General features: G+C 72.7%; 20 protein-coding genes. 14 read left to right on the plus strand and 6 right to left on the minus strand.

The window, feature by feature from the left end:
• Positions 1 to 186: 186 nt before the first annotated feature.
• Positions 187 to 1,779, minus strand: a complete 1,593-nt coding sequence (locus tag ABTZ17_RS01360) for a S1C family serine protease (protein ID WP_352193448.1) — start codon at positions 1,777 to 1,779, stop codon at positions 187 to 189.
• Positions 1,780 to 2,124: 345 nt separating this feature from the next.
• Between ABTZ17_RS01360 and ABTZ17_RS01365 the strand changes: the two genes are divergently transcribed.
• The 3 genes from ABTZ17_RS01365 to ABTZ17_RS01375 all read left to right on the plus strand — a co-directional run bounded on the left by ABTZ17_RS01365 (position 2,125) and on the right by ABTZ17_RS01375 (position 5,001).
• Positions 2,125 to 2,955, plus strand: coding sequence for a glycerophosphodiester phosphodiesterase (locus ABTZ17_RS01365; RefSeq protein ID WP_352193449.1), 831 nt, complete (start codon positions 2,125 to 2,127; stop codon positions 2,953 to 2,955).
• Between the two features lie 250 nt (positions 2,956 to 3,205).
• Positions 3,206 to 3,655 carry an ATP-binding protein gene (locus tag ABTZ17_RS01370; protein WP_502994572.1) on the plus strand — a complete coding sequence of 150 codons (450 nt, stop codon included), beginning with the start codon at positions 3,206 to 3,208 and terminating at the stop codon, positions 3,653 to 3,655.
• A 371-nt stretch (positions 3,656 to 4,026) separates the two neighbouring features.
• Entirely contained in the window at positions 4,027 to 5,001 is a 975-nt protein-coding gene (locus ABTZ17_RS01375) for a DUF5926 family protein (RefSeq protein ID WP_352193450.1), read from the plus strand.
• Positions 5,002 to 5,259: 258 nt separating this feature from the next.
• On the opposite strand, the gene ABTZ17_RS01380 is transcribed toward ABTZ17_RS01375, so the two are convergent.
• Entirely contained in the window at positions 5,260 to 5,916 is a 657-nt protein-coding gene (locus tag ABTZ17_RS01380; RefSeq protein ID WP_352193451.1) for a hypothetical protein, read from the minus strand.
• Positions 5,917 to 6,022: 106 nt separating this feature from the next.
• Entirely contained in the window at positions 6,023 to 6,745 is a 723-nt protein-coding gene (locus ABTZ17_RS01385; protein ID WP_352193452.1) for a bifunctional DNA primase/polymerase, read from the minus strand.
• 491 nt (positions 6,746 to 7,236) lie between these two features.
• Here ABTZ17_RS01385 and ABTZ17_RS01390 point away from each other — a divergent pair, with 491 nt between their 5' ends.
• The gene (locus ABTZ17_RS01390; protein WP_352193453.1) at positions 7,237 to 8,769 is read left to right on the plus strand and encodes a PP2C family protein-serine/threonine phosphatase; all 1,533 of its coding nucleotides are present in this window, start codon (positions 7,237 to 7,239) and stop codon (positions 8,767 to 8,769) included.
• Between the two features lie 174 nt (positions 8,770 to 8,943).
• Positions 8,944 to 10,422 carry an aminopeptidase P family protein gene (locus ABTZ17_RS01395; RefSeq protein WP_352193454.1) on the plus strand — a complete coding sequence of 493 codons (1,479 nt, stop codon included), beginning with the start codon at positions 8,944 to 8,946 and terminating at the stop codon, positions 10,420 to 10,422.
• A 109-nt stretch (positions 10,423 to 10,531) separates the two neighbouring features.
• Here the strand turns inward: ABTZ17_RS01395 and ABTZ17_RS01400 are convergent, their stop codons facing one another.
• Positions 10,532 to 10,975 (minus strand): ATP-binding protein, encoded by a 444-nt coding sequence (locus tag ABTZ17_RS01400; RefSeq protein ID WP_352193455.1) that lies wholly within the window; start codon positions 10,973 to 10,975, stop codon positions 10,532 to 10,534.
• Positions 10,976 to 11,176: 201 nt separating this feature from the next.
• Here ABTZ17_RS01400 and ABTZ17_RS01405 point away from each other — a divergent pair, with 201 nt between their 5' ends.
• The 9 genes from ABTZ17_RS01405 (at position 11,177) to ABTZ17_RS01445 (ending at position 20,946) form a co-directional block, all read left to right on the plus strand.
• Positions 11,177 to 11,989, plus strand: coding sequence for a hypothetical protein (locus tag ABTZ17_RS01405; RefSeq protein ID WP_352193456.1), 813 nt, complete (start codon positions 11,177 to 11,179; stop codon positions 11,987 to 11,989).
• Between the two features lie 96 nt (positions 11,990 to 12,085).
• The gene (locus ABTZ17_RS01410; RefSeq protein ID WP_352193457.1) at positions 12,086 to 12,820 is read left to right on the plus strand and encodes a YcnI family copper-binding membrane protein; all 735 of its coding nucleotides are present in this window, start codon (positions 12,086 to 12,088) and stop codon (positions 12,818 to 12,820) included.
• A 41-nt stretch (positions 12,821 to 12,861) separates the two neighbouring features.
• Positions 12,862 to 13,521: an SCO family protein gene (locus ABTZ17_RS01415; protein ID WP_352193458.1), complete on the plus strand. Its 660-nt coding sequence runs from the start codon at positions 12,862 to 12,864 to the stop codon at positions 13,519 to 13,521.
• Positions 13,518 to 13,991: a copper chaperone PCu(A)C gene (locus ABTZ17_RS01420; RefSeq protein WP_352193459.1), complete on the plus strand. Its 474-nt coding sequence runs from the start codon at positions 13,518 to 13,520 to the stop codon at positions 13,989 to 13,991. The genes ABTZ17_RS01415 and ABTZ17_RS01420 overlap by 4 nt, the downstream gene beginning before the upstream one ends.
• Positions 13,992 to 14,013: 22 nt before the next feature.
• Positions 14,014 to 16,038, plus strand: coding sequence for a copper resistance CopC/CopD family protein (locus ABTZ17_RS01425; RefSeq protein WP_352193460.1), 2,025 nt, complete (start codon positions 14,014 to 14,016; stop codon positions 16,036 to 16,038).
• Positions 16,039 to 16,041: 3 nt separating this feature from the next.
• Positions 16,042 to 17,304, plus strand: a complete 1,263-nt coding sequence (efeB, locus tag ABTZ17_RS01430; protein ID WP_352193461.1) for an iron uptake transporter deferrochelatase/peroxidase subunit — start codon at positions 16,042 to 16,044, stop codon at positions 17,302 to 17,304.
• A 42-nt stretch (positions 17,305 to 17,346) separates the two neighbouring features.
• Positions 17,347 to 18,282 (plus strand): prephenate dehydratase, encoded by a 936-nt coding sequence (gene pheA / locus ABTZ17_RS01435; protein ID WP_352193462.1) that lies wholly within the window; start codon positions 17,347 to 17,349, stop codon positions 18,280 to 18,282.
• A 574-nt stretch (positions 18,283 to 18,856) separates the two neighbouring features.
• Positions 18,857 to 20,146, plus strand: coding sequence for a serine--tRNA ligase (gene serS / locus ABTZ17_RS01440; protein ID WP_352193463.1), 1,290 nt, complete (start codon positions 18,857 to 18,859; stop codon positions 20,144 to 20,146).
• Positions 20,143 to 20,946 carry an HAD family hydrolase gene (locus ABTZ17_RS01445; protein ID WP_352193464.1) on the plus strand — a complete coding sequence of 268 codons (804 nt, stop codon included), beginning with the start codon at positions 20,143 to 20,145 and terminating at the stop codon, positions 20,944 to 20,946. The genes serS and ABTZ17_RS01445 overlap by 4 nt, the downstream gene beginning before the upstream one ends.
• Before the next feature lie 241 nt (positions 20,947 to 21,187).
• Here ABTZ17_RS01445 and ABTZ17_RS01450 read toward each other — a convergent pair whose 3' ends face one another.
• Both ABTZ17_RS01450 and ABTZ17_RS01455 read right to left on the minus strand, forming a co-directional pair.
• Entirely contained in the window at positions 21,188 to 21,865 is a 678-nt protein-coding gene (locus ABTZ17_RS01450; protein WP_352193465.1) for a rhomboid-like protein, read from the minus strand.
• Positions 21,866 to 21,944: 79 nt separating this feature from the next.
• Positions 21,945 to 22,664, minus strand: a complete 720-nt coding sequence (locus ABTZ17_RS01455; RefSeq protein ID WP_352193466.1) for an ABC transporter permease subunit — start codon at positions 22,662 to 22,664, stop codon at positions 21,945 to 21,947.
• Between the last annotated feature and the right edge of the window lie 4 nt (positions 22,665 to 22,668).

The raw sequence follows: 22,668 nt of genomic DNA on the forward strand, positions 1-22,668 counted from the left end.
TCCGCCAGGTCCGGACGGGACGCGGGCGGGACGCGGGCGGGACGCGGAGCGGGGCGGGTCGAAAGGCGGGGCGCGGCCGGACGGGACGCGGCGTGAGGGGGCACGGCCGAGGGCCGGCACCCGGGTGGGGTGCCGGCCCTGGACCGGGTGCCGCGGAGCGGACCGTGGTCCGCGCTCGTACGGGGGCTACTTGTCGCCGACCCGCGAGCCGAGGGTGAGGTCGGCGGTCTGGGTCTTGCCGTCGCGCAGGTAGGTCACCTTGACGGTGTCGCCGGGCTTGTAGGTCCAGATCTCGCTGATCAGCGTCGGGCCGCTGTCCACGGGCTTGCCGCCGAACTGGGTGATGACGTCGCCGGGCTTCAGGCCCGCCTTGCCCGCCGGGCCCGTCGGGTCCACCAGGTCGGTGGCGGAGGCGCCCTGTTCGGAGATCTTCGCCCCGTTCGACTTGTCCTGGAGGTCCACCGAGACCCCGATGACCGGGTAGACCGGCTTGCCGGTCTTGATGAGCTGCTCGGCCACGTTCTTGGCCTGGTTGACCGGGATCGCGAAGCCGAGGCCGATGGAGCCCGCCTGACCGCCGCCGAACCCGCCGTTGCCGGCGGACTGGATGGCGGAGTTGATGCCGATGACCGCGCCCCGGCTGTCGAGGAGGGGGCCGCCGGAGTTGCCGGGGTTGATGGAGGCGTCCGTCTGGAGGGCGCTCATGTAGGAGTTCTTGCCGCCGCTGCCGTCACCGGAGGCCACGGGGCGGTTCTTCGCGCTCACGATGCCGGTGGTGACGGTGTTCGACAGACCGAAGGGGGCGCCGATGGCGATCGTCGAGTCGCCCACGGCGACCTTGTCGGAGTCGCCCAGCGGCAGCGGGGCCAGTCCGGCCGGCGGGTTCTTGAGCTTCAGGACGGCCACGTCGTAGCCCTCGGCCCGGCCGATCACCTCGGCCTCGTACCGCTTGCCGTTCGAGAAGGTGGCCGACAGGCGACCGCCGCCGACCGCCGCGGAGGCCACGACGTGGTTGTTGGTGAGGATGTGGCCCTGCTGGTCGTAGACGAAGCCGGTGCCGGTGCCGCCCTCGCCGTCGCCCGCCTGCGCCTCGATGGTGACGACGCTCGGCAGCGCCTTGGCCGCCAGCCCGGCCACGGAGCCGGGAGCGCGGGTGAGGTCCTTGACCTGCTCGCCGGCGCTGACGGTGGTGGAACCGGAGGTCTCGGTGCGCTCGGCGGCCCAGTACCCGATGCCGCCACCGATGCCGCCCGCGAGGAGCGCCGCGGCCAGTACCGCCGCGACCAGGCCGCCGCGACCCTTGCCCTTGGGCGCGGGGGACTCCTGGCCGAGGGGGGCGCCCCAGACCGGGCCGCCACCGCCGCCGCCCGCGTATCCCGGGACGGTCGGCGGGGCCGGGGGCCAGGCGCCGGTCTGCTCGGGGCCCGGGGCCGGCGGACCCGGCGGCGGAGCGGGGAAGCCCGCCGCGGGGGGACCGGTGGGCGGAAGCTGCTGCGTGGCCGGGTCGGCCGGGTACGCCGGGGCGGGTGCGGTCGGCGGGAGCTGCTGGGTCGGGGGACCGGTAGGCGGCAGCTGCTGGGTGGGCTGCTCGCCCGTCACGGGCAGCTGCTGCGTACGGGGGTCGGCAGCGGGGACGGGCGGGGGCGCGTCGGCCGGGGCCTGCGCGGACGCCGGGGCGTCGGCGGTGGGCTCGGGGCTGGGAGCGGCCACCGGCACGTGCGGCGCGGAGGGGGCCGCGGGGGGCGTGGGGGCCGCGGTGCCCTCGTTCTCGGTGCTCACAGCTCTCTCTCCTCGTCACACACGGCTGCTGGGGTATCGGTCCGGCTGAACGTTCGACGGGCCCTGCGGGTTCCTGTATTGCGCTGCGGAAAGCTTTTCCCATCAACCGTCAGGCCACTGTAAGCCGGACCTGTGCATCCTCTGCCATCCTTTATACCGGGCATTTCGGGCACGCCTCCGGGGCCACCCCGGACGGCCGCACCCCACGGACCGCCGCCACCCACGGACCCCGACCGATGCCCGCGCGACACCCCGACCACTGCCCGACCCGCGCCTCGCCCGGAGCCCGGACGATCGCCCCCGCGGGCGCTCCGGCGGCCCCGCGCCGGGTGACACCATGGCGGGGTGACGCACGCACGGCAGCACCCCGCCCGCCCAAGGATCCAGGTCGTCGCCCACCGGGGCGCCTCGGAGGACGCGCCCGAGCACACCCTGGCCGCCTACCGGAAGGCCATCGAGGACGGGGCGGACGCCCTCGAATGCGATGTCCGACTGACCGCCGACGGCCATCTGGTGCTGGTCCACGACCGGCGGGTGAACCGCACCTCGAACGGGCGCGGCGCCGTGTCCGCACTGGAGCTCGCCGACCTCGCCGCCCTGGACTTCGGCTCCTGGAAGGACCGCGAGGAGTCCCCGGACTGGGACGCGGAAGGGCCCGACCCGGAGCGGACCTCGGTACTGACCCTGGAGCGGCTGCTGGGGCTCGTGGCCGACGCGGGGCGCCCGGTGGAGCTGGCCATCGAGACCAAGCACCCCACCCGTTGGGCCGGACAGGTGGAGGAGCGACTGCTGTTCCTGCTGAAGCGGTTCGGCCTGGACGCCCCGCCCGCGTACCGGCCGGGCGAGCCCTCCCCGGTCCGGATCATGAGCTTCTCCGCCCGTTCGCTGCACCGGGTCCGCGCGGCCGCCCCCACCCTGCCGACCGTGCTGCTGATGCAGTTCGTCTCGCCCCGGATGCGGGACGGCCGGCTGCCCGCCGGCACGCACATCGCGGGGCCCGGGATCCGGATCGTGCGCAACCACCCGGGGTACATCCGCAAGCTCCAGCAGGCCGGATACCCCGTACACGTCTGGACCGTGAACGATCCCGAAGACGTTCAGCTCTGCGCTGATCTGGGCGTGGAAGCGATCATCACCAATCGGCCACGACAGGTTCTGTCCCAACTCGGTCAATAATCACACCAGTTGCACCCACCTCCACCGTCACGGGGTGTGCCCCGGCGCATCCGCTCCGCATCCGACCGTCATGAATGCGTCAGAGGGATGTGGCCAGGCGGTTTCCGGCCCTGGCCGCCGGGGCATCCAGACCATGCGTGGGGCTAAGGAGGTTCCGGGGGTGGCGTTGGTGGTGGCACAAGAGGTGCCCACGTCGTCGTGCATGGCCGTACCCCATGGTCCTGCGGGCGTGGGCAAGGCGAGGCACCGGATGCGCGAACAGTTGCGCATCAGCGGGGTGTCCGATTCGGTCGTGGACGATGCCGTTCTGATCCTTTCCGAACTACTCAGCAACGCCTGCCGGCACGGCAGACCACTGGGGGTCGAGACCGTCGGCGACGGCGACGTCCAAGCGGCGTGGCGGGTGGACCGCACGGGCCGACTGACCGTCGAGGTGACGGACGGCGGGGGTCCGACCCGACCCGTTCCGGCCACGCCGTCGGTGACCGCGCGCGGCGGTCGGGGGCTGAACATCATCAGTGCGCTCGCCCAGGACTGGGGCGTCCGCGACGGCGAACAGGGCGAGGTCACTGTGTGGGTGACCGTCGCCTCCGGACACCGTCACGACGACTTCGCTACGCGCGTCGCACCGCCCCTGCTCGACTTCATGACGGCCTTCGACGACCTGGAGTCCTGCCCGCTCGGCGGCTTCGAGGACTGAACGGGCCGCCGGAGCACCGACCCGGGGACGGGCCGGAGGCGGACCGAGCGGTCGGAGGGCGGATCGAGCGGACCGGAAGCGGACGCACGGTCGGAGCCGGCCCGCGCCGGCCCGACCCGACCCGGGGACGGTTCCGCCACGACCCCCGGCCGCCGCGCACCCGAGTCCATCGCGCATCCGACTCCATCGGCCGCCGCGCACCCGATCCCGCCCTCTCCGGCGGCACCGGGTGCCAGGCGCGTCCGGTGCCCGCGCCCCGGACCGTCCTCTCAGCGATGCCCGCCCCGCGGTACGGCCGGGGGCCCGTGCTCAGCGGATAGGCTCGCGCCGACAGCACGAGCAGCACGAGCCTCAACCGGGAGACACCCACGATGGCCAAGAAGCGCACCCAGACCAAGGCCGCCAAACCGCAGCTCAACGACGGCGAGATCCCTGTGGTGGGTGCCCGCGAGCCGTGCCCCTGCGGCTCGGGCCGCCGCTACAAGGCCTGTCACGGCCGGGCCGCCGCGCACGCGGTGACCGAACTGGTGCAGCGCCCCTTCGAGGGCCTGCCGAGCGAGTGCGACTGGGTCGCGCTCCGCGAGCTGGTCCCCGCCGCCACCGTGCCGCTCACCCTCAAGGACGGCCTGCCCGACGGCGTCCCCTCGGTGACCCTGGCCACCGTCCTGCCGATGGCCTGGCCGGCGCTGCGCCGCGAGGACGGCTCCGTGCTGCTCGGTTTGCAGAACGACACGTCCAGCGGCGACCTCGGCCGCGACCTGGCCGACACCCTCCAGCGCGCTCTGGCCACCGAGCCCGGCAATCCCGTACCGGCCCACCGGGTCGAGCCCGAGGGCCCGCGACTTCAGGACCTGCTCGCCGCGGACGGCTCTTTCGAGCCGGTTGTCCACACGGGATTCGAATTCTGGATTCCGGAGTCGGAGGGCGACGCCACCTCGAGCCCGGAGATCGCCGCTTCCCTGGAGCGGGCCAATGCCGCCGCCATCCCGACCGTGAAGCTGGCCGGGGTCGACGCCGCGTACTGGTGCGAAACCCCGGACAAGAACCACCTCCGCTGGGTCATGCCGCACCCGGAGGAGAAGCTCCTCGACGCCCTCGCCCGACTGCACGCCGCGGGCGAGTCCTCGCTCGGCGAGGGCACCCGACTCGTGGGCTCCTTCCGGGCCCACGGCCTGATGGTCCCGGTCTGGGACCTGCCCACCGGGGTCGGCGCGGACGAGGTCGAGAAGCCCGCGGCCCGGTTCGCGGAGCGCCTGGCCGCCGCGCTGACCGTGGACGCGCCGCTGAGCGCCGACGAGCGGCGGGCCCGCGGCGGACTGACCAACCGCCAGATCACCCTGAGCTGACCGGCCCCTCCGGGCCCACGGGCGGGGTCGTACCCCGGTCCCCCCGCGGGTCCGGGGGGAATCCCCGACCCCGCCAATCCGGAATGGCAGATTCAGCCAGACCGCCGTCAGGTGACTCGGATCACAACTCCCGCTAATCCTCGCTAAATCGGTGTCCGAATATCCGAGATCGAATTTGCGAACACGCGATCTCTTGTTACCGTTCTTGTAGCCCGGTTGCTGGTGCATCCCCCGTCGCCAGCAACCGGGCCTTTCATTTCAACCCTCAACCGGATCTCCCGAGTTGCTGCCGGCACGGAGCAACAGCGGCCTCCGGTCGTCTGGCACGGCGTATTCCGCCACGGCCGTCCAGGCCGCCCCGGTCCGTTGGGCCGGGCCTTCCAACGGCCCCGGCAGCTGCTTCGGGGTCTCGCAGACCCCCGGCTCGTCCCCCGCCGCCACGGCGCAGTGGATCTGCACGACCCGCCCCGCGGGCCCCATCAACGAGAGCACCGCGTCCAGCGGATGACCGGTCGTGTTCCGGTAGTAGCTCCGGGCCCAGGTGCCCTCGCGCCCCGACAGCACGCAGGTCTGCGCCTCCACCCCTTCGGGTGAGGAGAGTTCGGGGCCGCAGCGCGCGTCCGGGTCCGCGGGGGCACCCGGTGCCGCGGCGGCGGGCCGTGGAGCCCGCGCGGGCGGGGACTGCCGGGACGGGTCGTCCCCGGGGGCCGTGCCGGGGGACGCGGCCGCCCCCTCGACCGGGCCTTCGGAGGGCCCCGGGCCCGGGTTCTTCGCCCCGGAGTCGGAGAGGCCGAGTGCGGGCAACAGCCCGCCCTCGCCGCGCACCCCGCCGACCGGTCCGGCGAGCGCTCCGGCGAGCGGGACCGAGAGGACGATCAGCACACCGGCGCCGATGGCGGCCATGCGGAGGTTCATCCGCCGAAGATAGCGACGCGCGCGCGGCCCCCGACGGGCCGCGCGCCCGATTCCCTTGCAACTGGCGCCCGGTCACACCCGTTCGAGTGAAGCGGTGTCGCCCCCTTCAGTAGGCGAGCCTGCTGCCGCCGCCCGAAGCCCCGCTGCTGGCCTCGACCAAAGCGTCCACGACCGCCTCCACGTCCGGCAGCCAGGGCCGGGCGGAACCGGCCAGCGGGGCCCGTTCCCAGTGCACCCGACCCGATCCCGCGGCGGCCGACGGGGGCAGCACCACGTACCCGCCCTCCCCGTGGAAACGGAGCGAGGAGGGCACGGAGTCCTTCGTGTACAACAGTTCGCCCAGTCGCTCCAACGAGTAGGGCGCGACGAGCAGGGCCATCCGGGTGGGCGTCGCGAGCACGGGGCCCAACCGCATGCCCATCGCGTCCAACCGCTCCAGGGCACGGGCCCCGGCGTCCGCGGGAAGGCTGACGGCGCAGGGGGCGGTACCGCCGGTGGCCAGGATCACCGATGCGGCCGGACGGTTGGTCCACCACCAGCGGATCATGCGCCGGTCGGTGGTGGCCGCCAACAGGCCGGGGTCGAAGGGGTGCGCGCCCGGGACCACGCAGCCGGGGTCGGGGCAGGCGCAACGCCGTCCGGAGCCGCGCCCCCCGACGGGATCGGGAGCGAGTCCGACACCCGGCACCACCGGCCAGTTCCAGTCGCCGGCGCAGGCCAGCGCCGTGCCGAGGAGTGCGGGCGACCGGTCGCGCCGGGAGCTCCCCCGCCGACCGACCGGGGTCGCCCCGAGGAGCCGCCGGAGACGCCTTCCGAGGATCTCGCGCATGAGCGCTCGTTCCTTTCCGTTGAACGCCGAGGGCCACTTCACGCCGTGTAGGCGGTCTTCCACCACATGTACGGGTTTCGCGTCACTGCCTGCCAACCGATGCCGCGCACTGCACACGCTTCGTGCGTTCTTGCCGGTCCATGAAACGCCTGGCGGTTCCGGCGCGCGACCGGCGCCGGGGTGGGATCCCCGCGAAACGCGCCGTGGACCCCTCGGGTGCTCTCCCGCTGCTCTCCCGCGGCCCACCTGGGGCGCGGCCTCCGCCGACGAGGACGAACGGACCCCGCCGAGCGGTTCCCACCTGGTCCGGAGCGGCACCGGGCAACCCCGGCCATCACCGACTACGTACCCGTCACGCACGATATGACGCTCTGCGAAGCAGGTTCAGTCGACCGCAAAAGAAGGCCCGTCACAGCATTTTTCGGCCATGTTCATGCCTGGACCGTACGGGGAGTTGTCGCCCCACGGACACCAGGATTCCCACCTGGACAATGCTGGACATCCCTCCTCTCGTGCGTGTAGATGTGGATCCCTTGACTGCGGCGCAGATTGCTCTGGGGGTTTGCGATGCTTTACGGCGAATCACACCAGGTGGAGAGGCGGATGCCATGAGCGCGCCGCATCTGCCGAAAGTGGCTGGAATCGATTCAGCAGTTTCCGCTCCCCCGCACACTGCCGGGCCCACGGCGACCCGCGTGCCCCGCGGTGCGGCGGCCCCACCTCCCCCACCGGCCCCCGGCACTCTGATCCAGGACCGGCTCGCGGGATGGGTCTCCGACCTCACCACCCTGCACGAACTCACCGAACGGCTGGCCCGCGCCACCGGACTCGACGAGTCCCTCCAGGAACTGCTCCGCGCCGGCGCCGCCCTGGTGGGCGCCCGCCGCGGACTGGCCGTCCTCGAACCCTCCGACGGCCACGGCCCCACCCTCACCACCGGCCTCGGCCTGGGCGCCGCCGACCTCGGACACATCGAGACCGTGCCCCGCAGCGCCACCCCCTACGGCCGCATCCTCGACGGCCTCCCCGGAGCCGGCGGCGGCAGCGAGCAGCTGCCCCAGCCGGGCGGGGGCACCGGATACGCCGCCGTCGCGGACCCCCGGCACCGCGAGGTCGCCGCCCGCCTCGGCTACGCCGCCAGCTACGCCCTGCCCCTCGCCGCGGAGACCACCGGCCGCCTCGGCGCAGCCGTCTGGCTCTACGACGAGCAGGCCGAGCCCACCGAACGGCAGCGGCACCTCGCCGGGCTCTACTGCCGGTACGCGGGCGAACACCTCGCCCGGGTCATCGACGCCGACCGGTCCCGCACCCGCTTCGCCACCCTCGCCGAGGAGCTGCTGCCCAGCCGGCTGCCGCGGGTCTCCGGCGTCCGGCTCGCCGCCCGACACCGGACCGGCCCGCTCGGCGGCGGGGACTGGTTCGACGCGCTCGCCCTGCCCGAGGGCGCCCTCGGTCTCGCCGTGGGCTCGGTCACCGGGTCCGGTCCCAGCGCGGTCGCCGCGATGGGCCGGCTGCGCGCCTCCCTGCGCGCGTACGCCGTCATGGAAGGGGAGGACCCGGTCGCGGTCCTGTCCGACCTGGAGCTGCTGCTGCGCCTCACCGAACCGGCCCGCTCGGCCACCGCCCTCTTCGCCTACTGCGAGCCCGCCCGGCGCAAGATCCTCCTCGCCGGGGCCGGTCACACCCCGCCGCTGCTGATCGGGGACCGTCGCACCGAGTTCGTGGAGACCTCGCTCTCGGCACCGCTCGGCATGCTCTCCTGCTGGGAAGCGCCCAGCGTGGAGGTGGAACCCACATCCGGAGAAACGGTGCTGCTGTACACCGACGGGCTGCTGCAGCGCACCGGGGACCCGATGGACCGGGCCTTCGCCCGGCTCCACGCGGCCGCCGCGAGCGTGCCCAAGGCAACCCGCGAGGACCCGGCGGCCCTCTGCGACCACGTGCTCCGCACCGTCCTGCCCGACGGCCGGGACGCCGTGGAATCCGACGAGGACATCGTCCTGCTCGCGGCCCGCTTCGACTGAGCCGGACCCGCCCCGCGTCCGCCCCGCACCCGCCCCGCGACGCCACCGGAACGGCCCGTACCGCCCCCGACCTGCGGGAAGGGATCTTGGTCCCGGGCCTTCCGGCCCTGGGCCTCCTTCCGCACGACCGTACGATGGGAACGGTTCAGCGTCGTACCAGGAGGAGACGGACCCGTGGCGGAAGAGCTCAACCCGGAGACCCCGGAGACCCCGGACAGCCCGGAAGAGGCACAGCCGAAGAAGCACGCGCAGCGGAAGAACGGCCTCTACCCGGCCGTCTCCGACGAACTGGCCGAGAACATGCGCTCCGGCTGGGCCGACACCGAGCTCCACGGCCTGGAGCCCCTCGCGCAGGCCGCCCACACCGCCGAGCGCCGCGCGGCCCTGTCCGCCCGGTTCCCCGGCGAGCGCCTGGTGGTCCCGGCGGGCCGACTGAAGACCCGCTCGAACGACACCGAGTACCCCTTCCGCGCCTCGACCGAGTACGCCTACCTCACCGGCGACCAGACCGAGAACGGCGTCCTGGTCCTGGAGCCCGGCACCGAGGGCCACACCGCGACGATCTACCTGCTGCCGCGCTCGGACCGTGAGAACGGCGAGTTCTGGCTGTCCGGCCAGGGCGAGCTGTGGGTCGGCCGCCGCCACTCCCTCGCCGAGGCCGAGCAGCTGCTGGGCATTCCCGCCCAGGACGTCCGCACCCTGCCCGAGGCCCTCGCCGAGGCCACCGGCCCGGTGCGCGCGGTCCGCGGTCACGACCACGTCATCGAGGCGGCCCTGGCCGACAAGGTCACCGCCGAGACCGACGAGGCCCTGCGCGTGTACCTCTCCGAGGCCCGTCTCGTGAAGGACGCGTTCGAGATCGGCGAGCTCCAGAAGGCGGTGGACTCCACCGTCCGCGGCTTCGAGGACGTGGTGAAGGTCCTCGACAAGGCCGAGGCCACCAGCGAGCGCTACATCGAGGGCACCTTCTTCCTGCGCGCCCGGGTCGAGGGCAACGACGTGGGCTACGGCTCCATCTGCGCCGCGGGCGCCCACGCCTGCACCCTCCACTGGGTCCGCAACGACGGGGCCGTCCGCTCCGGCGACCTGCTGCTCCTGGACGCCGGTGTGGAGACCACCTCCCTCTACACCGCGGACGTCACCCGCACCCTGCCCATCAACGGCACGTACTCCGACATCCAGCGCAAGATCTACGACGCGGTGTACGAGTCCCAGGAGGCGGGCATCGCGGCGGTCAAGCCGGGCGCGAAGTTCCGCGACTTCCACGACGCCTCGCAGCGGGTGCTCGCGGAGAAGCTGGTGGAGTGGGGCCTGCTCGAAGGCCCCGTCGAGCGCGTCCTGGAGCTCGGCCTCCAGCGCCGCTGGACCCTCCACGGCACCGGCCACATGCTCGGCATGGACGTGCACGACTGCGCGGCCGCCCGCACCGAGAGCTACGTCGGGGGCACCCTGGAGCCGGGCATGTGCCTGACCGTCGAGCCGGGTCTGTACTTCCAGGCCGACGACCTGACGGTGCCGGAGGAGTACCGGGGCATCGGCGTCCGGATCGAGGACGACATCCTCGTCACCGAGGACGGCAACCGGAACCTCTCCGCGGGCCTGCCGCGCCGCTCCGACGAGGTCGAGTCCTGGATGGCCGGCCTCAAGGGCTGACCGACCGCACCACCGTCCGACGGGCGGGCCCCCGCGCGGGGGCCCGCCCGTCGGCGTTCCCTCCCGGCACGCGGGCGGAGCGGGGCGGGGCGCACCGCCGGTACGGCGATCAGGACACCTTGAGCAGGGAGTCCTCACGCCACTTCAGGACCTTGTCGAAGCTCACCACGGCGCCGCGGCCGGGCCGGTTCCGGAACCGCACGTGATCGGCGAGCTCCTCGATCAGTCCGAGCCCCCGACCGTGCTCGGCGAGCGGGGGGCGCGGACGGGACGCCGCGTGCGAGGGGAAGCCGGGCCCCGAGTCCGTCACCTCGATCCGACAGCAGTCCCCGTCGAGGAAGGCCGTGACCCGGTAGCCGTCCTCCGGGTCCGGGCCGACACCCGCCCCGCCGTGCTCGACGGCGTTGGCGCAGGCCTCGCTGAGGGCCACCGAGAGCTCGAAGCAGATGTCGGGGTCCACCCCCGCGGTCTCCATGGCCCCGAGCAGCAGACGCCTGGCGAGCGGAACGCTGGCGGCCTCGCGCCGCAAATGGAGGGACCACCAGATGCTCATACCGCTACCTATTGCCGCCCGCCGCCCCCGGTAAGCCACCTGTGGCGCGCACGGCCCCCCTTTGGCGGATGCGCGCCCCTCACTGGCCGGTGTATGCGGGCTGTGAGGGGGCCATGAGGGGGAAAGCGCCGAACGGGACCGATGGGACCTTCCGGACCTGCCGTATGGGCGCGGTGAACGCAGTGCGATGATGACCCGGCCATGCCTCACCCCCGCTTGATGCGCGCCGGAGCCGGACCGCGGCTCCTGAGGGCCGCGGTGTTCACCGCGGTCTGCGTCGTGCTGTCCGCGGCCGGGCACGCCTTCGCCTCCTGCGCCCCGGTCCCGCCGTGGGCCCTCGCGGCGGGCTTCCTCGCGGTGTTCCTGTGCGTGGCCCCCTTCGCCGGGCGGCGCCGCTCGTTGCCGGGGATCTCCCTGGCCCTGGCGGGCGGACAGCTCGGTCTGCACGCGCTCTTCGGCCTCGGCCAGCACACCGCCGCGCCGCGACCTTCGGCGGAGGACTCCCTCGCCGCCCTGGCGGCCCGGCTGCTGTGCGGGGGGAACACCGTCCCGCTGAGTCCTGCGCGGGCCCGCGAGGTGCTCGACGCCGCCGGGATCGACCCGGCCGGGGCGGCCGCCCAGGCCCACGCGGCCGCGGGAGCCGGACACGCGCACCCCGGCGCCGGCGGGACGGCCGAGGGGATCGTCTCGGTCGCCGAACCGGTGACCGGGCTGCTCAGCCTGCCGATGTTCCTCGGTCACCTGCTGGCCGCGCTGGCCGCGGGCTGGCTCCTGGGACGCGGGGACCGGGCGTTGGCCCGGCTGCTGCGGCCGGCCGCGGGCACCCCCGTGCGCTCCCTGCGGGCCGCGCTCGTCTACGCCCATCTGCTCGGCGCGGGGATCGGCCGCGTGGGTCCGACCGGTCCGGAGCGGGCTCCGGCCGAGCGGGCCGGAGCGGTCGGGCGGGGCCGCGAGGCGCTCCACCACAGCGTGATCCGACGGGGACCGCCCGCCGGCTTCGTCCTCGCTGCCTGACGCGGCACCCGCCCCCACGAGGGATCGACGGTGCCGCGGTCCCCGCGCACCCGGTGCGCGGTCCCACCGTCACCGCTTCCCTGTGGAGTTTCTGCCATGAAGACCTCTCGCGTGCCCCTCGCCGCCGCTCTGGCCGCCGGTACCGTCCTTCTCCTGTCCGGCACCGCCTTCGCGCACGTCAGCGTGCAGCCGGGCCAGGCCGAGAAGGGTGGCTACGCCACCATCAACTTCAAGGTCCCCAACGAGCGCGACGACGCCTCCACCAACAAGCTGGAGATCAACTTCCCGACGGACCACCCGCTGGCCTCGGTCATGCCGCAGGACGTGCCGGGCTGGAAGGTCGAGGTCACCAAGAGCAAGCTGGCCAAGCCGCTGGAGCTGCACGGGCGCCAGATCACGGAGGCCGTCACCAAGGTGACCTGGAGCGGCGGGAAGATCGAGCCGGGCAAGTTCCAGCAGTTCCCGCTCTCCGTGGGCCAGCTCCCCGAGAACGCCGACCAGATGGTCTTCAAGGCGATCCAGACCTACGACAACAAGGAGGTCGTGCGCTGGATCGAGGAGGCAAAGGAGGGTGCCGAGGAGCCCCAGAACCCGGCCCCGGTGCTCAAGCTGACCGCGCCGACCGGCGGGGACCACCACGGTGGCGGCACCGCCGACGCGGCGAAGGACGACAAGGCCGCCGAGGACGACAAGGGCGCGGGCCACGAGGAGAAGACCGAGGCCGCCGCCTCCGGCTCCGACACGACCGCCCGGGTCCTGGGCGTCACCGGCATCGTGGTCGGTGCCGCGGGCGTGGCCTTCGGCGCCGCCTCCCGCCGCCGCTCCTCCTGAACGCCGACCATCCCGCACACCCCGAGTACAGGGACACCCCCATGCGCACCACTCGTGTGACGGCCGCCGCCTTCGCGGTGGCGGCCGCGCTCGCCCTCACCGCCTGCGGTGAGGGCTCCGGCTCCGGCAAGAGCGGCTCCGCCGTGGCGGAGGTGAGCACTCCGTCGAAGACGAAGGCCGCCACCGTCCTGGACCGGCCCTTCGAGAAGCCGGCCCTCGTCCTGACCGACCAGGACGGCAAGCCGTACGACCTCCGGCAGCGGACCCAGGGCAAGCCGACGCTCATCTACTTCGGCTACACCCACTGCCCCGACGTCTGCCCGCTGACCATGAGCAACATCGCCGTGGCCCGTCAGGCCCTGCCCAAGGCCGACCAGGACGCGCTCCAGGTCGTGTTCGTCACCACGGACCCGGAGCGGGACACCCCCGCCTCGCTGAAGAAGTGGCTGAAGGGGCAGGACCCGACCTTCATCGGACTCACCGGCGAGTTCAAGACCATCCAGGCCGGCGCCCGCACCCTGGGCATCGGCATCGACCCGGCGAAGAAGTCCGCCGACGGCAGCGTCGTGTCGATGCACGGCGCCCAGGTCATCGCGTTCTCCCCGAAGTCCGACGAGGGGTACGTCCTCTATGGCGAGGACACCACCGCCGAGGACTACACCAAGGACCTGCCGAAGATCATCAAGGGAGAGAACCCGTGAACCGCCGCACCACCACCCTGCTCGCCTCCTCCCTCTCCCTGGCCGCCGCGCTGGCCATATCGGGCTGCTCCTCCGACTCCGGAAAGGCAGCGGACGGCAAGCCCGAGCTGTCGGTGAGCGGGGCCTTCATGCCCGAGCCCGTCAACGCCGACATGGCGGGCGGGTTCCTGATCGTCAAGAACGGTTCGGACACCGCGGACAAGCTGACCTCGGTGACCAGCCCGATCTCGGACGACGTGCAGATCCACGAGACCAAGAACCAGAAGATGCAGCAGGTGCAGTCCCTGGACGTGCCCGCCAACGGAGAGCTGAAGTTGGAGCGCGGCGGCAACCACGTCATGTTCATGGGGCTGAAGAGCACGCCGAAGGTGGGCGAGAAGGTCACCGTCGAGCTGCACTTCCAGAAGGCCGACCCCATCAAGGTCGAGCTGGACGTGAAGGAACGGACCCACAACCCGAAGACCCACTGACGGAACGAGGGACTGACACCCCATGACGGCCACCGCCCCCGCGCCTGTGGCGTCGCTGCTGCGACTGCTGCCGGTCCTCGCCGCCCTGTTGGGCACGCTGCTCGTCACGGCCTCCCCGGCCTCGGCGCACGCCGCGCTGACCGCGAGTGATCCCAAGGACGGGGCGGTGGTCGCCACGGCCCCCGCCCAGGTCACCCTGAGCTTCTCGGAGCAGGTCGCCATGGGCGACGACTCGATCCGGGTCATGGACCCGGCCGGGAAGCGCGTCGACACCGGCGAACACCAGAACCTGTGCGAAGGGTCCATGATCAAGTACGGGGTGCTGCTGCACTCCGGACTGCCCAACGGCACCTACACCGTGGCCTGGCAGGCGGTCTCCGCCGACAGCCACCCCATCTCCGGGGCCTTCACCTTCTCCGTCGGCGCCCCCTCGGCCACCTCCGTGACCTTGCCCGCCCAGCAGGTGGGCGGCGGGCCGGTGGGCCTGGCCTACGGCTTCGCCCGGTACGCGGCCTACGCGGGCTTCACCCTGCTCGCGGGCGGCGGGGCCTTCGTGCTGCTGTGCTGGCGGCGCGGGGTCACGATCTGGGCGGTCCAGCGCGTGGTGCTGTCCGGGTGGGTCACGCTCACCGCGGCCACCCTGGTGATGCTGCTGCTGCGCAACCCGTACACCGGCTCCGGGAAGTTCGCCGACGCCTTCGACATGAGCGGGTTGAAGGCCGTCCTGGAGACCAAGACCGGGGCCTCCCTGGTCTCCCGACTGCTGTTGCTCGGGGCCGCGGCCCTGTTCGTGGCCGTCCTCTTCGGCGCCTACGCCCGCAAGCAGGAGCGGGCGGCCGAGGCCGACGCCCAGGAGAAGAAGGACACCGGCGACCTCACCTTCGGCCTGGCCGTCGGCGGGTCCGTGGTGGCGGCGGGCATAGCCGCGACCTGGGCGCTGTCCGAGCACGCCTCCACCGGCATCCAGCCGGCGATCGCGATGCCGGTGGACATCCTGCACCTACTGGCCGTGGCGGTCTGGCTGGGTGGTCTGGTCACCTTGGTCACGGCCCTCTACCGGGTTCCGGACCTGGAGCGGGAGGCCGTGCTGAAGTTCTCCCGGGTGGCCTTCATCAGTGTCCTGGTGCTGGTGGCGACCGGCATCTACCAGTCCTGGCGGCAGCTGGGCACCTGGTCCGCCCTGACCGGGACGGACTACGGGAAGCTGCTGATCGTGAAGGTCGGCCTGGTCGCGGTCCTGGTGGGGGTCGCGTACGTGTCCCGCTCCTGGACCGCGCGACTCGGCGAGGCCGGCGCCGCCTCGGACACCGTCTCGGACGAACACGAGGCCGTGGACGAGGAGGGCGCGGAGGCGCCGGTCCCGGTGGCGGCGGGGCAGGCGCCCGTCACCGAGGGTGTTTCACGTGAAACCGACGGTGTTTCACGTGAAACGGCGGGCACGGAGACCGGGCACGGGGAGGAGCCCCGGGATCCCGCACGCGAGGCCCAGTTGGCCCGGCAGCGGGTGGCCACGGCGAAGGCTCGGAAGAAGAAGGTCCGGGACGCCGACGGCAACCGGGCCGGGCTGCGCCGCTCGGTCCTGGCCGAGGCCGGTGTGGCCGTGGTCCTGCTGGCCGTCACGACCAATCTCACGAGCACCGAGCCCGGCCGGGCCGCCGAGCAGGAGACGGGCCGTACCGGCTCCTCCAGTGCGGCCGTGCCCAACCGACCCATCAAGATCTCTCTGCCCTTCGACACCGGGGGCGAGGACGGCAAGGGCACGGCGCGGCTGGAGCTGGACCCGGGGCGGACCGGTTCCAACACCCTGCACCTCTGGCTGGACCGGCCCAACGGGCGGCCGCTGGACGCGCCGGAGGTGCGGGTCTCCTTCACCCTGCCCGCCAAGGACATCGGACCCCTGCCGCTCACGCCGGACCACGCCGGAACGGGCCACTGGACCTCCTCCGGGGTGCAGCTGCCGTTGGCGGGCACCTGGCGGATCGACGTGACCGTGCGGACCTCCGACATCGACCAGACCACCGTGAACAAGAACGTCAAGATCGGCTGAGCAGTGACCGAGAGCAAGACCGACATCGAGATCTCCCGGCGGCGGCTCCTCGGCACCGTGGGTGCCGCGGGCGGTGCCGGGCTCGTGCTCGGCGCGGCGGGCGGGGCGCTGGCCCACGCCGCCCTGTCCGAGGAGGGCGGGGCCGGGGGCGCGGCCTCCTCCCTGGGGGCGACGCAGGTGGCCTTCCACGGGGAGCGGCAGGCCGGGATCACCACGCCGCTGCAGCTGAAGGGGCACGTCCTCGCCTTCGACCTGGCCCCCGGGGCCGGGCGCAAGGAGGCCGCGGCCCTGCTGCGGCGTTGGTCGGAGACGGCACGGCGGCTGATGGCCGGGGAGCCCTCCGGTTCCGAGGACACCGGGGTGGCCCTGGACGCCGGTCCCTGCTCGTTGACGGTCACCTTCGGTTTCGGTCGGAGCTTCTTCGACCGGACCGGGCTGGCCGCGCGCCGGCCCGCGGCGCTGGCCCCGCTGCCGGAGTTCTCCGCGGACGCCCTCGACCCCCGGCGGGGCGAGGGGGACCTGTGGGTACAGATCGGCGCCGATGACGCGCTGGTCGCCTTCCACGCCCTGCGGGCCCTGCACAAGGACGCCGGGCGGGCGGCCCGGGTGCGCTGGCAGATGGACGGCTTCAACCGCTCCCCGGGGGCCACGGCGAAGCCGATGACGGCCAGGAACCTGATGGGGCAGGTGGACGGGACCGGCAATCCCAAGCCCTCGGAGCCGGACTTCGACCAGCGGATCTTCGTTCCCGCGGCGGGTCCCGGACCGGCGGAGCACGCCTGGATGGCGGGCGGCTCGTACGCCGTCGTCCGGCGGATCCGGATGCTCCTCGACGACTGGGAGCGGCTGCCGCTGGACCGGCAGGAGCAGGTGATCGGGCGCCGGAAGGCGGACGGGGCCCCGCTGACCGGGGGGACCGAGACCACCGAGTTGGACCTGGACGCGTTCGGCGCGGACGGCAAGCCGGTGATCGCCTCGAACGCGCACGCGCGGATCTCGGCGCCGGAGCAGAACGGCGGTGCGGCGATGTTGCGGCGGCCGTTCTCCTTCCACGACGGGATCGGGGCGGACGGCACCCCGGACGCCGGGCTGCTGTTCATCTGCTGGCAGGCGGACCCGCGGCGGGCCTTCGTCCCGGTGCAGCGGAAGCTGGACCGGGGGGACGCCCTGTCGGAGTTCATCCGGCACGAGGCGAGCGGTCTGTACGCGGTGCCGGGCGGGCCGCGGCCGGGCGAGTACGTGGGCCAGCGGCTTCTCGAAGCGTGAACGGACGGGCCGGGGGTTCTCCGGCCGGTCTAGGCTGATCGCATGTCAGCCACCCGATTCACGTATCTCGGCCCTGAGGGCACGTTCACGGAGGCGGCCCTGCGCACGCTGCCGGAGGCGGCCACCCGGGAGCTGGTGCCGATGGTCTCGGTACCGGCCGCCCTGGACGCGGTCCGCAGCGGCGAGGCGGCGGCGGCGCTCGTGCCCATCGAGAATTCGGTGGAGGGCGGGGTCACGGCCACGCTGGACGAGCTGGCCTCCGGCGAGCCGTTGATGATCTACCGGGAGGTGCGGCTGCGGATCGCGTTCGCCCTGCTGGTGCGGCCCGGGACCGGGCTGTCGGACATCAAGACGGTGACCGGTCACCCGGTGGCCCAGCCGCAGGTGCGGAAGTGGCTGCGGGCGAACCTGCCGGACGCGGTGTGGGAGTCGGCGGCCTCGAACGCCGACGGGGCGCGGCTGGTGCAGGAGGGGCGGTTCGACGCGGCCTTCGCGGGTGAGTTCGCCGCCGCCACCTACGGGCTGGAGCCCCTGGTCACGGAGATCCACGACGCGGAGAACGCGGAGACGCGCTTCGTGCTGGTGGGCCGGCCGGCCCGGCCGGCGGCGCCCACGGGGGCGGACAAGACCTCGGTGGTGATCTGGTTGGGTGACGACCGCCCGGGTGCGCTGCTGGAGCTGCTCCAGGAGTTCGCGGTCCGCGGGGTGAACCTGATGTTGATCCAGTCGCGGCCGACCGGCGAGGGGATCGGCAACTACTGCTTCGCCGTGGACGCCGAGGGGCACATCGCGGACCGGCGGGTCGGGGAGGCCCTGATGGGGCTGAAGCGGATCTGTCCGAACGTCCGGTTCCTCGGTTCGTACCCGCGGGCCGGGGTCTCGCCCGCCGAGGTGGGCGCTCCTCGGGAGGGGACCTCGGACAGTGCCTTCTCGGCCGCGGCGGATTGGCTGACGCGCTGCCTCGACGGGCGGGGCTGAGGGGGCGGTCGGGCCTCGGGGTCTTCCCCACAGCTATCCACACAGTTATCCACAGGGGCACCTTCTCGACCTGGGGATAAGTCGACATCGGAGCCCGGCATGCTCGACAAAACGCACATCTCGCCAGGTGAACACCGGGATCCCGGCAGGCGAACGGTGTCACCCGGTTACCATTGATCAACTCTTTGGAGCGAGGCATTCCCACCCGAATGAGTGTCTGAGTCGGGTTTGAACTTCGAATGACAGCCCCCGAGCCGCCATCGCGAAAGATTCCTCTCCGCATCCACAGCCACTCCCCACAGCCTGTGGATAACTACCGGGGAAGCCCCCGCTCCGCTGTGGACAAGAAGGCCCGACACCCCGCCGCGACCAGCGGCGGGGCCCGCGCCGAAGGATGCCCGCGCGGGGCGAAGCATCCCGTTTCCAGGAATGCGCGGTGGTTTATGAGGATTCCTCCGAGCCGTCGGGATCAAGCCACCCGGAACAGGTTTTCCATTCGCGGCAATTCGGGCATAGCGACACGCAGCGTGATATCGGTGTGAGTCCGTGAACCCCAGGCCGGTAGCCTGGAGGGGTGATTGACCTCCGGCTGCTCCGTGAAGACCCCGACCGTGTCCGCGCCTCCCAGCGCGCTCGTGGAGAGGACGTCGAGCTCGTCGACGCACTGCTCTCCGCCGACGAGCGCCGCAGGTCCTCCGGCATGCGCTTCGACGAACTGCGCAACGAGCAGAAGTCGCTCGGCAAGCTCATCCCGAAGGCCGGTCCGGAGGAGCGCGCGGAGCTGCTGAAGCGCGCCGAGCAGCTCAAGACGGACGTCAAGGCCGCCGAGGCCGACCAGAACGAGGCCGACGAGGCCGCCAAGTCCCTCCTGCTCCGTCTGGGCAACCTCGTCCACCCGGACGTCCCGGTCGGCGGCGAAGAGGACTTCAGCGTCCTGGAGACCCACGGCACCATCCGCGACTTCGCGGCCGAGGGCTTCGAGCCCAAGGACCACCTGGAGCTCGGCGAGGCGCTGGGCGCCATCGACGTCGAGCGCGGGGCGAAGGTCTCCGGCTCCCGCTTCTACTACCTCACCGGCGTGGGCGCCCTCCTGGAGCTCGCCCTCGTCAACGCGGCGATCGCCCAGGCCACCGAGGCCGGGTTCATCCCCATGCTGACCCCGGCGCTGGTCCGCCCGCGCGCCATGGAGGGCACCGGCTTCCTCGGCCAGGCCGCGGAGAACGTGTACCACCTGGAGAAGGACGACTACTACCTGGTCGGCACCTCCGAGGTCCCGCTCGCCGCGTACCACATGGACGAGATCGTAGAGGCCGACAAGCTGCCGCTGCGGTACGCCGGCTTCTCCCCGTGCTTCCGCCGCGAGGCCGGCACGTACGGCAAGGACACCCGCGGCATCTTCCGCGTCCACCAGTTCGACAAGGTGGAGATGTTCTCCTACGTCGCTCCGGACCAGGCCGAGGCCGAGCACCAGCGGCTGCTGGCCTGGGAGAAGCAGTGGCTGAACTCCCTGGAGCTGCCCTTCCAGGTGATCGACGTGGCCACCGGCGACCTCGGGGCCTCGGCCTCGCGGAAGTTCGACTGTGAGGCGTGGATCCCGACCCAGGGCAAGTACCGCGAGCTGACCTCCGCCTCCAACTGCGACAGCTTCCAGGCCCGCCGCCTGTCGGTGCGCATGCGGGAGAACCGCGAGGGCAAGAGCGTGGTCCAGCCGCTGGCCACCCTCAACGGCACCTTGTGCGCCGTCCCCCGGACCATCGTGGCCCTCCTGGAGAACCACCAGCAGGCCGACGGCACGGTGCGGGTCCCCGAGGTGCTCCGGCCCTACCTCGGCGGCCGCGAGCTGCTGGAGCCGATCGCCAAGTGAGCTTCCCGTACCGCCTCGTCGCCACGGACCTCGACGGCACGCTGCTGCGTGGCGACGAAACGGTCTCGGAACGCACCCGTGAAGCACTCGTCGCGGCCACCGCGGCGGGTGCGGCGCACATCGTCGTCACCGGCCGGGCCGTGCCCTGGACCCGGCACATCCTGGACGACCTGGGCTACCAGGGCCTCGCGGTGTGCGGCCAGGGCGCCCAGCTCTACGACGCGGGCAGCCACCGGCTGCTCACCTCGGTGACCCTGGACCGGCAGCTCGCCGGCCTGGCCCTGTCCAAGATCGAGGCCGAGCTCGGACCGGTGGCCATGGCCGCCAGCCGGGACGGGCTCGACGGCCAGGTCCTGGTCGGCCCGGGCTACCGGGTGCAGGAGGGCCCCCTGCCGTACGTGTTCCTGCAGGACACCGCGGAGATGTGGACGGCCCCGCTGAACAAGGTCTACATCCAGCACCCGGACCTGGACGACGACGCCCTGGCCACGACCGCGCGGGCGGCCGTGGGCAGCCTGGTGGACATCGTGATGGCGGGTCCGGGAGTGGTGGAGATCCTTCCGCTCGGCCTGAGCAAGGCCACTGGTCTGTCCCTGGCCGCGCGGCGCCTGAAGGTCAAGGCGGCGGAGACCATCGCCTTCGGCGACATGCCGAACGACATCCCCATGTTCGCCTGGGCCGGGCACGGCGTGGCCATGGCCAACGCCCACCGTGAGCTCAAGGCCGTGGCCGACGAGACCACCACCTCCAACGAGGAGGACGGCATCGCGGTGGTGCTGGAGCGCCTGCTCGGCGCCTGAGGGCTCAGGGGGCGCCCTGCGCCCCCTGGCCCACGGCCGGAAACGCGGCCGACCACGAGGACGTCCACACGACGGGGCCGGGGCGGCCCGCGCCTTCCGGCGCGCTCGAAGCGGCCGCCCCGGCCCTTGTCGTGCTCCCCGCTGACCCCCACTCTGCCGGGGGCGTTCCCGGCTTTCCAGCGAATTTCACCCGGACCGGACGGGGCCGCGGACCGTGCTCAGGCCGGTCCGGCGGGCCGGCTCAGGGGGGCGGACCCCCGGCCGCCGCGGGCTGTGTTTCACGTGAAACACGGGAGGGCGGCGGGTTCCTGGTGAGGGGCCAGGCCAGCAGGCCGATGGACAGGGCGATGGCGTGCCCGAGGTCGGTGAACGTGGCGTCGGTGAACAGGGGCACCCCGAAGAAGGCCACCACCCCGGCCAGATAGAGCCAGCGCCGGCGGCCGGGCAGCCGGTAGGTCAGGACCCCCACGGCGGCGGCGAGCCCGTAGCTGACGCCCACGTCGACCACGTGCACCATGCTGCGCGGCGCCCGGTCGTCCTGGATCGCCATGAGCACCACCTTCTGGCTGATCAGGGTGGCCACGATGTGCCCGGTGGCCACGATCACCAGCCACCGCAGCGTGCCGAGCCACCGCTCCACGGGGGCGTGGAAGAGCTCGAAGAGCACCAGGTAGAGGGGCAGGGAAGCCGGGTTCTCGATCCAGAAGGCGCTGGTCACCAGGGACTGGATCGGATGCTTGACCAGCTCGTGGATGTTGCTGCTGTTGCGGTGCATCAGCACGTGGTCGAGGTGGTCCGGGGCGATCGCCACGATCACGCTGGTGATCGCGATGATCAGCAGCCAGATGTGGGTCCCGGGCGAGGACCGGATCCAGGACCTCACCGGCCGGGAGGGCTCGGGCTCGGGGTGCGACGCCATGGACCGATCATGACCCGCAACGCCGTGCCCCGCCCGGTGTGTACAGCGGGCGGGGCACGGAGCGGGGACGGGGGAGTTCCTACTCCTCGCCCGCCAGGGTCAGCCGGCGCAGCTTCTGGCCCGCGTACACCGTGGCGCCCACGGTGACCACGAGCAGCAGGACCACGGCGGTGGGCAGGCCCACCGCGGAGTCCACGATGCCGGGCCCGGTGATCTTCTCGGCCAGGGCCAGGGACCACTGCTGGACGCTCAGCGTCTTGGCCCCTTCCACCAGGCTGCCGAACAGCGACTCCCAGACCAGGGCGTAGACGAGCCCGAAGACCACGGCGTGCCGGCTGACGGTGCCCAACAGCAGGAAGAGGGCGCTGTAGGCCACGGAGGCCACCAGCGCGGCGACGGTGTACGCCACGGCGATCTGCTGGCCGTTGCCGTTCAGGATGAAGCCGGCGATCAGGGTGGGCACGGCCGAGAAGGCCATGGTCACCGCGATGGCCACGATGAGCTTGGTCATGATGATCGTCGGCCGCTTCACCGGCTTGGCGAGCAGGTAGACGATGGAGCCGTCGTCGATCTCGGGGCCGATGGCCCCGGTGCCGGCGATGACCCCGATCAGCGGGACCATGGTGGCCAGGGCGAATCCGCCCAGCAGCCCGGAGGCCACCCGGTCGTCGACCCCGGTCAGCACCCGCACGGCGAGGGCGATCAGGATCAGCAGGGCGGGCAGGGCGAAGAGGATCAGGGCGCGGCGACGGCCGAGCAGGGCCCGGTAGGTGAGCCGGGCGACGGTGGGGTGGTACATCTCT

The sequence above is a fragment of the Streptomyces sp. NPDC097619 genome (assembly GCF_040302735.1).
Classification (GTDB): Bacteria; Actinomycetota; Actinomycetes; order Streptomycetales; family Streptomycetaceae; genus Streptomyces.

Excerpts from the sequence above, each read along its gene's own strand:
- ABTZ17_RS01455 (WP_352193466.1), bottom strand. The coding sequence starts at position 22,664 with ATGTACCACCCCACCGTCGCCCGGCTCACCTACCGGGCCCTGCTCGGC.
- ABTZ17_RS01390 (WP_352193453.1), top strand. The coding sequence starts at position 7,237 with ATGCTGGACATCCCTCCTCTCGTGCGTGTAGATGTGGATCCCTTGACT.
- ABTZ17_RS01405 (WP_352193456.1), top strand. The coding sequence starts at position 11,177 with ATGCCTCACCCCCGCTTGATGCGCGCCGGAGCCGGACCGCGGCTCCTG.
- ABTZ17_RS01370 (WP_502994572.1), top strand. The coding sequence starts at position 3,206 with ATGCGCGAACAGTTGCGCATCAGCGGGGTGTCCGATTCGGTCGTGGAC.
- ABTZ17_RS01410 (WP_352193457.1), top strand. The coding sequence starts at position 12,086 with ATGAAGACCTCTCGCGTGCCCCTCGCCGCCGCTCTGGCCGCCGGTACC.
- ABTZ17_RS01425 (WP_352193460.1), top strand. The coding sequence starts at position 14,014 with ATGACGGCCACCGCCCCCGCGCCTGTGGCGTCGCTGCTGCGACTGCTG.
- ABTZ17_RS01450 (WP_352193465.1), bottom strand. The coding sequence starts at position 21,865 with ATGGCGTCGCACCCCGAGCCCGAGCCCTCCCGGCCGGTGAGGTCCTGG.
- ABTZ17_RS01415 (WP_352193458.1), top strand. The coding sequence starts at position 12,862 with ATGCGCACCACTCGTGTGACGGCCGCCGCCTTCGCGGTGGCGGCCGCG.
- ABTZ17_RS01385 (WP_352193452.1), bottom strand. The coding sequence starts at position 6,745 with ATGCGCGAGATCCTCGGAAGGCGTCTCCGGCGGCTCCTCGGGGCGACC.
- pheA (WP_352193462.1), top strand. The coding sequence starts at position 17,347 with ATGTCAGCCACCCGATTCACGTATCTCGGCCCTGAGGGCACGTTCACG.
- ABTZ17_RS01375 (WP_352193450.1), top strand. The coding sequence starts at position 4,027 with ATGGCCAAGAAGCGCACCCAGACCAAGGCCGCCAAACCGCAGCTCAAC.
- ABTZ17_RS01380 (WP_352193451.1), bottom strand. The coding sequence starts at position 5,916 with ATGAACCTCCGCATGGCCGCCATCGGCGCCGGTGTGCTGATCGTCCTC.
- ABTZ17_RS01400 (WP_352193455.1), bottom strand. The coding sequence starts at position 10,975 with ATGAGCATCTGGTGGTCCCTCCATTTGCGGCGCGAGGCCGCCAGCGTT.